The following is a 7,017-nucleotide window of genomic DNA, read 5'->3' as shown; positions in this document are numbered from 1 at the left end:
TTATTTTCTTAAAATTAGATTAATTAAATTGTAATATATAGACAAGTCATTATAATAAACTTATAATTAAAAAGTCAGAAATTTTTTAGAAAGTGAGTGAGAATGAGTGGGAATAGATTTGCTATTAATACTTAAGGCAATTATTGTTGCTATAGTAGAAGGTCTAACGGAGTTCGTTCCAGTTTCATCAACAGGACATATGATTCTTGTTGGTAATTTAATAAACTTTACTGGAGCGTTTGCAGATATGTTTACGGTTGTAATACAACTTGGAGCAATACTTGCCGTTGTTGTATTATATTGGACTAAAATAAGCACTAGCGTTGTGGAATTTTTTAAATTTATATTTACTAAAGGAAGAGAAGGAGAAACAGGTTTTAGATTTGGTATTAATGTAATAGTTGGTTCAATACCTGCACTTATAGTGGGATTACTTCTTCATGATAAAATAAAATCATTATTTACTCCAAGAGCTGTAATATATGGATTTATAGTTGGAGGTATACTATTAATAGTTATAGAAAATATTTATAGAAAAAGAAGAGCAAAAGCAAGGGATATTGATGCAATTACACCTAAAGAAGCTTTAATAGTTGGTGTTGCTCAGTGTTTTGCAATGTGGCCTGGAATGTCAAGAAGTGCATCTACAATAATGGGTGGATGGATTGCTGGACTTTCAACACCTGTAGCTGCTGAATTTTCATTTTTCTTAGCAATACCTGCTATGGTAGGGTCAACTGGACTTGATATGTTAAAGTTTGATTATTCAATTATGACAACAACTGATTGGATAGCTTTAGCAGTAGGATTTGTAGTGGCATTTATAGTTGCTCTTATTGTTATGAATAAGTTTGTAAACTACTTAAAGAAGAAACCTATGAGGGTATTTGCAGTTTATAGAATAGTTGTAGGAGTTATACTTGCAGTATTAGTATTTGCTGGATTAATGACTTTACCACCATTATAAAATTAAATAAATAATAAAAAAATCAGTCAAGAATTTTATTTGGCTGATTTTTTTATTATGTAAATATTTATATTTATTAAGATAAAATTTTAAAAATATAATTTTAATATAAAACTAACTTGATTTTTAAAATAATAATAAATTTATCTTTATATAAAGAAAAAAATATGATATCATAAAAATGGTAAATATTTTACTTAAAAGGAAAAATAATCAAAAGGGTTTACTAAAGTTAAATAAGATTTTATAAGTTTAATGTTAAAAAATAGGAGCGGGGAACATTAAAAGAATAGAGGGGGATTTATTAGATGATGAAAAAGGTTAAAAAGATAGCTTTATTAACTGGTGGTGGTGATTGCCCAGGATTAAATGCTGTAATTAGATCTGTAACTAGAGCCGCTATTTTAAATTATGGGTATGAGGTTATAGGATATAAGTTTGGATATAGAGGCCTTTATAAAAATGATTTTATACCATTAACATTAGAATCTGTATCTGGAATACTTCATAGAGGGGGAACTATTCTTTATAGTTCTAATAAGGATAATCTTTTTGATTATGCTATAGAAGAGGATGGTAAATTTATTAAGAAAGATGTTTCAGATGTAGCAGTGGAAAATCTTAAAAAGGAAGGTGTAGATGCTCTTATAGTAATAGGTGGAGATGGAACTTTAACTTCAGCTAGAGATTTTTCAAGAAAAGGAATAAAAGTTATAGGAGTTCCAAAAACTATAGATAATGATTTAGCTTCAACTGATGTAACTTTTGGATTTAATACTGCAATAGATGTTGCAACAGAAGCTTTAGATAGACTTCATACAACTGCTGAATCACATCATAGAATAATGCTTTGTGAGGTAATGGGAAGAGGAGCAGGATGGATAGCATTAGAATCAGGAATTGCAGGATCTGCAGATGTTATATTATTACCTGAGATACCTTATGATATAAATAAAATCGTAGAAAAAATTAATGAAAGAAAAGATGAAGGAAAAATGTTTACTATAATAGTAGTAGCAGAAGGTGCAAAGTCAAAAGATGGAGATGTAGTAATATCAAAAATAGTAGAAGATAGTCCAGATCCAATAAGGTTAGGTGGAATTGGAAATAAATTAGCTGATGATTTAGAAAAAATAATAAAAGACCATGAAGTTAGATGTACTGTTCTTGGACATATTCAAAGAGGTGGAAACACATCAACCTTTGATAGAATATTATCAACAAGATATGGAGTAGCTGCAGTAGAAATGATTAATGAAGGATTATTTGGGAATATGGTTTGTTTAAAAGGTGATAAAATAACATATGATAGTCTAGAAAATGTTATTGGGCAACATACTAAACAAGTTGATCCTAGTTGTGAATTGGTTACAATAGCTAAAAAGATAGGAATATCATTTGGTGATTAATTAATATATATCAAGGGTTTAGCATAATGCTAAATCCTTTAATTATATTTTCAAAATATATGTAAATATGTTATAATTTTATTAACAAAATATTATTAAAATTAAGTTCATACTTAAAATAAAAAGCTGGAGGGTATTATGAAAGAGGTTAAAAGATATTTAGAATCAAGAATTGGTACTTATAGTTTTTTCTTTGAAGATTTAGAAAGTGGATTTGTTTATGGATATAATGAAAACGTTAAAATGACGGCGGCGGGATGTATGAAGCTTCCAATAGCAGTCTCTTTAATAAAAGATGTTGAAAGAGGAAAAATAACTTTTATGGATAAGATTAGAATCGATGGTGTCGATAAAGTGTATGGAACAGGAATAATTCATGAATTTAATTCAAGAGATTATACGGTTTTTGAACTTTTAGTGGCTATGCTTATTCAAAGTGATAACACAGCTGCAAATAAAATTATTGATATTATTGGAATGGATAGAATAAATGAAGATATAAGAGAAATGGGATTAGAGAACACTAAATTAAATAGAAAGACTGCGGATGAAAGAACAGGTAAAATTGACATAGAAAATTTAACATCAGCAAAAGACTTATCAAAGATATGGAAGCATCTATACAAAGCAACTTATTTAACCGAAGAAAATAGTACCATGCTTATAGATATTCTCAGAAGACAGCAGATAAAAAATAAATTAGCATTATATATACCTGATGATTTAAAGTATGAAATATCAAGTAAAACTGGAGATAAAACAGGTGTTGAAAATGATACAGCATTAATACAACTTTCTAAAGGAACATTTACCTTTACTGTGTTATCTACAGAAGTTCCAAATAGTGTTTATGGAACTGTTACATTAGCTAAATGTGGAAAGATGATGTGGGATAATATAATTAATAATTGGAATTAATATGTAGATTTCAAAGGAGAGTTCTAAATATTTAGAATTCTCTTTTTTGATGAATTAAACATGAAATATGTAACATTTTCTTTTTAACATACATAACATATTAATATATTTATAGAAGAAAGGATGATATGTATGTCTTATTGTGCTAATAAATGTTTTGATTTAGAGTATGCACGTGCATATATATTACCTCAAAAATACGAAAATTTATATTCAGTTTATGAAGGTCTTTGTAGAGGAACTATATTTAAAGATCTATATAAACCTTATAAATAGAAGATAATAGAGAGGTAAAATTATGAAAGAAATTGAATTATTGAATAGTATACAAAAGATACAGTTTTATGCAGTAGAACTAAATCTTTATCTTGATAATTTCCCTAATGATAAAGAAGCTATAAGTGACTATAAAGAAGTTTCTAGAAAGTTAGACGCTTTAATTAGTGAATATGAATTAAAATATGGACCTATAAGAAACTTTGGAGATGCTTATGTGGAAAATCCATTAGAGTGGGTCAATCAACCATGGCCTTGGGAAATTAAATATTAGGAGGATTTAGTTATGTGGTACTATGTTAAGACTTTAGAATATCCTATAAATTTAAAATGTAATGATCTTAGGATGGCAAAATTTTTAATGTCACAATATGGAGGTCCAGACGGTGAATTAAGTGCTGCTCTTAGGTATTTAAATCAAAGATATACAATGCCAACAAATAAAGCTAAAGGCTTATTAACTGATATAGGAACAGAGGAATTAGCTCATGTAGAAATGATTGCTACTATGATTTATCAATTAATGGAAAATGCCTCTATTGAAGATTTGAAAAATGCTGGACTTGCTGCTCATTATACAGATCACGGAAAAGCATTATATTATAGTGATGCTCAAGGAAATCCATGGACAGCAACTTATATTCAAGCAAAAGGTGATGTTATTGCAGATTTAAATGAAGATATGGCAGCTGAACAAAAAGCTAGAGCAACCTATGAATGGCTTATAGATTTGACAGATGATCAAGATATAAAAGAAATATTACGTTTTTTAAGACAAAGAGAAGTTGTTCATTACCAAAGATTTGGTGAAGCATTAATGGATGTTCAAGATAACTATAAATGTAAATATAATTAATTTAGAATAGAAAAATTAAGAGCCTTTGTTAAAGGCTCTTTTTTATATTGTAAAATTTTATTTTATTGTTCTAAACTCAAAACCTTTATCTTTAAAGTATTTAATTATTTCTGGTAGAGCTTTTGTAGTTTCAGCTTTACCATATGTATCATGCATTAGTACTACAATACTATCTGCATCTTTTCCTAGTTCATTAACACTATTTTTTAAATAAGAAACTAGTTCTTTAGAGTTTTTCTTTTTACCTTCTGCATCACCATTTAAAGCATTCCAATCAATATTTCTAATACCTAGTTCCTTCATTTTATTTTTAAAATTTTCTTTACCATTCCAAGAACGATATCCTCCTGGTAATCTTATGATTCTAGTATAAAAGTCTTTTCCTAAAATATCTTTCATTAATTTATCATTCTTTTTTAAATCGGATATTACATTATCAACATTTATTGTTCTAGAAGGATAAAGATAATTATAATTATGACTGTAAGTATGGTTACCTATGGCATGTCCTTCATTAGCAATTTGTTTCAATAAAGCTTTTGATTCATCACTTGCTATGATAGATTTTCCAGTTACAAAAAAAGTTGCTTTAATATCATGTTTTTTTAAAATATTAAGTACTTTTGGAGTATTTGTTGTTGATGGTCCATCATCAAAAGTTAAATAAACAACTTTTTTTCTATCTGTTCTAACGGGATAATGAATAGAACCTTTTATTAATTCATTTGTATTTTTAGAAATAACTAAGGCATCATCTGCGTTAGGATCATCTTTTAATTGTAAGTAGTTATTATTAACTGATCCTTTTTTCACTTCATTTTTCACTTCGTTTTTTACTTCATTTTTAGTTTCTTGTTTTGTGCCTGTATTTTCTGCTTTGGCAACTTTAGGTTTAGTAGATTTAAAATTTGAAAAATATAATACAGGTATTATAAAAATAAGTAATATTACTAAAATAAAGAATACTATTTTTTTATTTTTATTATTTTCACTCATATTTAATCCTCCTTAGTTAATTTAATTAATTACTTTTAGTATTGTTCTTAATTAAATTTTTATTCGGATATAAAATAATAACAAATATATAATAAAAATTTAAAAAATGTAAATTAATAAATTATAGATATAAGATAATTTCTATGTTAAAATACCTTGTATGTTTTTATTAAAATTGAGATTAATTAATATTAAAATTTAATAAATAATAAATAATAAATTTAATACTTTACATATTTAAATGGGAAAATATAGATGAATTTTATATAAAATTTTAAAATAAGTAAATACCTATGTTAAATATAAAATATAAATATTTCTCTTATTTGAAATTTGTATATATAATCAATCTTGTAAAGATCAATGGAGGTGTATATATGAAGGTTGAAAATAATTTATTAAATAAATTAGAGAATTATCCAATAGGAATATGCGGTACTTCACTAGGATTAATAACTATTGGATCTGCTTGGCAATTAAATAATATAAAATTTTTTAAGCCAGTAGCAATTATATTTTCAATTATAGCTTTAGCATTAATGTTTTTAAGAATAGTGAAATTTCCAAAGAAAATTTTAGAGGAATTAAAACATCCTGTTTTAGGTAGTTTTTATCCAACTATAGATATGGCTCTTATGTTAATAGCAGCATATTTTTTAGATGTAGCTCCTAAAATAGCAGAAACTGTATGGCTTTTATGTGTAGCAGTACATTTTATACTATTTATAGTATTTTCAATATTTAGATTTAAAAATTTTAAATTAGAAGATATGGTTCCAAGTTGGTTTGTAATATGGATTGGTGTAGTTGTAGCATGCGTTACAAGTCCTGGAATGGGGCATGATAGCTTAGCTAGATTATTATTTTATTTTGGATTTGTATTATATATAATTACATGGCCAATAATGTTATATAGAGTATATAATCATAAAGCTATTGAAGAACATAAACTACCAACAATAGGAGTAATGGCAGCACCTGCAAGTCTTTGTATAGTAGGATATACTTCAGCATTTACAGTTATAAATCCAGTAATACTTTGGGTTTTAGTAATTATATCATTTATAAATTTAATTATAGTTTATAGTTATATAATAGGATTTATAAAGAAAGGATTTGCGCCAACATATGCAGCGTTAACTTTCCCATTAGCTATAAGTGTAATGGCAGCATATAAAGTAAGTAAATATTTAGGAAGTGGCATATGGCAATCTGTATTTAAAACAATAGGTGATATTGAAATATTTATAGGTACAGGTGTTATTTTATATGTTGTATTTAATTTCTTATTATTATTTATTAAAGCAATAAATCCAAGATTAGAAAAAGATTTAGAAAAAGAAGAAAGTTTACTTGAAACAACTGTTAAAGAAGAAATTTTACCAGATTCTGAAGTTGAAGATTTAACAAAATAATAAATAATTACTTCTTTAAATTATTGACAGATTATCTTTTTAGTGGTATTCTTACAAACAAGATAACCTTTAATTTGATCCAGAGAGGTCATTAAGGAAGTAATAGTAATGTAGTTATATATGGGATAATTACGCCTTCCTTAGTATTTAAGGAAGGCTTTTTTTAAAAGTTTTTTTAGA

General features: G+C 26.6%; 8 protein-coding genes. 7 read left to right on the top strand and 1 reads right to left on the bottom strand.

Annotated elements, in window-relative coordinates; genetic code table 11:
- Positions 1 to 106 precede the first annotated feature (106 nt).
- From Q4E08_RS04520 to Q4E08_RS04495, 6 genes are all read left to right on the top strand, one after another.
- The gene (locus tag Q4E08_RS04520; RefSeq protein ID WP_303128907.1) at positions 107 to 967 is read left to right on the top strand and encodes an undecaprenyl-diphosphate phosphatase; all 861 of its coding nucleotides are present in this window, start codon (positions 107 to 109) and stop codon (positions 965 to 967) included.
- Positions 968 to 1,275: 308 nt separating this feature from the next.
- Entirely contained in the window at positions 1,276 to 2,376 is a 1,101-nt protein-coding gene (locus Q4E08_RS04515) for a 6-phosphofructokinase (RefSeq protein ID WP_303128904.1), read from the top strand.
- A gap of 138 nt (positions 2,377 to 2,514) precedes the next feature.
- Positions 2,515 to 3,294 carry a serine hydrolase gene (locus Q4E08_RS04510; RefSeq protein WP_303128902.1) on the top strand — a complete coding sequence of 260 codons (780 nt, stop codon included), beginning with the start codon at positions 2,515 to 2,517 and terminating at the stop codon, positions 3,292 to 3,294.
- A 132-nt stretch (positions 3,295 to 3,426) separates the two neighbouring features.
- A complete protein-coding gene (locus Q4E08_RS04505; RefSeq protein WP_303128901.1) occupies positions 3,427 to 3,570 on the top strand; it encodes a spore coat associated protein CotJA in 144 nt (47 codons plus the stop codon).
- Between the two features lie 22 nt (positions 3,571 to 3,592).
- Positions 3,593 to 3,844 carry a spore coat protein CotJB gene (locus Q4E08_RS04500; protein WP_303128900.1) on the top strand — a complete coding sequence of 84 codons (252 nt, stop codon included), beginning with the start codon at positions 3,593 to 3,595 and terminating at the stop codon, positions 3,842 to 3,844.
- A gap of 12 nt (positions 3,845 to 3,856) precedes the next feature.
- Positions 3,857 to 4,426, top strand: a complete 570-nt coding sequence (locus Q4E08_RS04495) for a manganese catalase family protein (RefSeq protein ID WP_303128898.1) — start codon at positions 3,857 to 3,859, stop codon at positions 4,424 to 4,426.
- 57 nt (positions 4,427 to 4,483) lie between these two features.
- Here the strand turns inward: Q4E08_RS04495 and Q4E08_RS04490 are convergent, their stop codons facing one another.
- On the bottom strand, positions 4,484 to 5,422 hold the full coding sequence (locus Q4E08_RS04490) for a polysaccharide deacetylase family protein (RefSeq protein WP_303128897.1): 939 nt from the start codon (positions 5,420 to 5,422) through the stop codon (positions 4,484 to 4,486).
- A gap of 377 nt (positions 5,423 to 5,799) precedes the next feature.
- Between Q4E08_RS04490 and Q4E08_RS04485 the strand changes: the two genes are divergently transcribed.
- Complete coding sequence (locus tag Q4E08_RS04485; protein WP_303128896.1) at positions 5,800 to 6,837, top strand: TDT family transporter; 1,038 nt, start codon at positions 5,800 to 5,802, stop codon at positions 6,835 to 6,837.
- The last annotated feature ends 180 nt before the right edge of the window (positions 6,838 to 7,017 follow it).

The sequence above is a fragment of the Clostridium sp. genome, assembly GCF_030532265.1.
Taxonomy (GTDB): domain Bacteria; phylum Bacillota; class Clostridia; order Clostridiales; family Clostridiaceae; genus Clostridium.
This window is presented reverse-complemented; position numbering and strand designations above follow the sequence as displayed.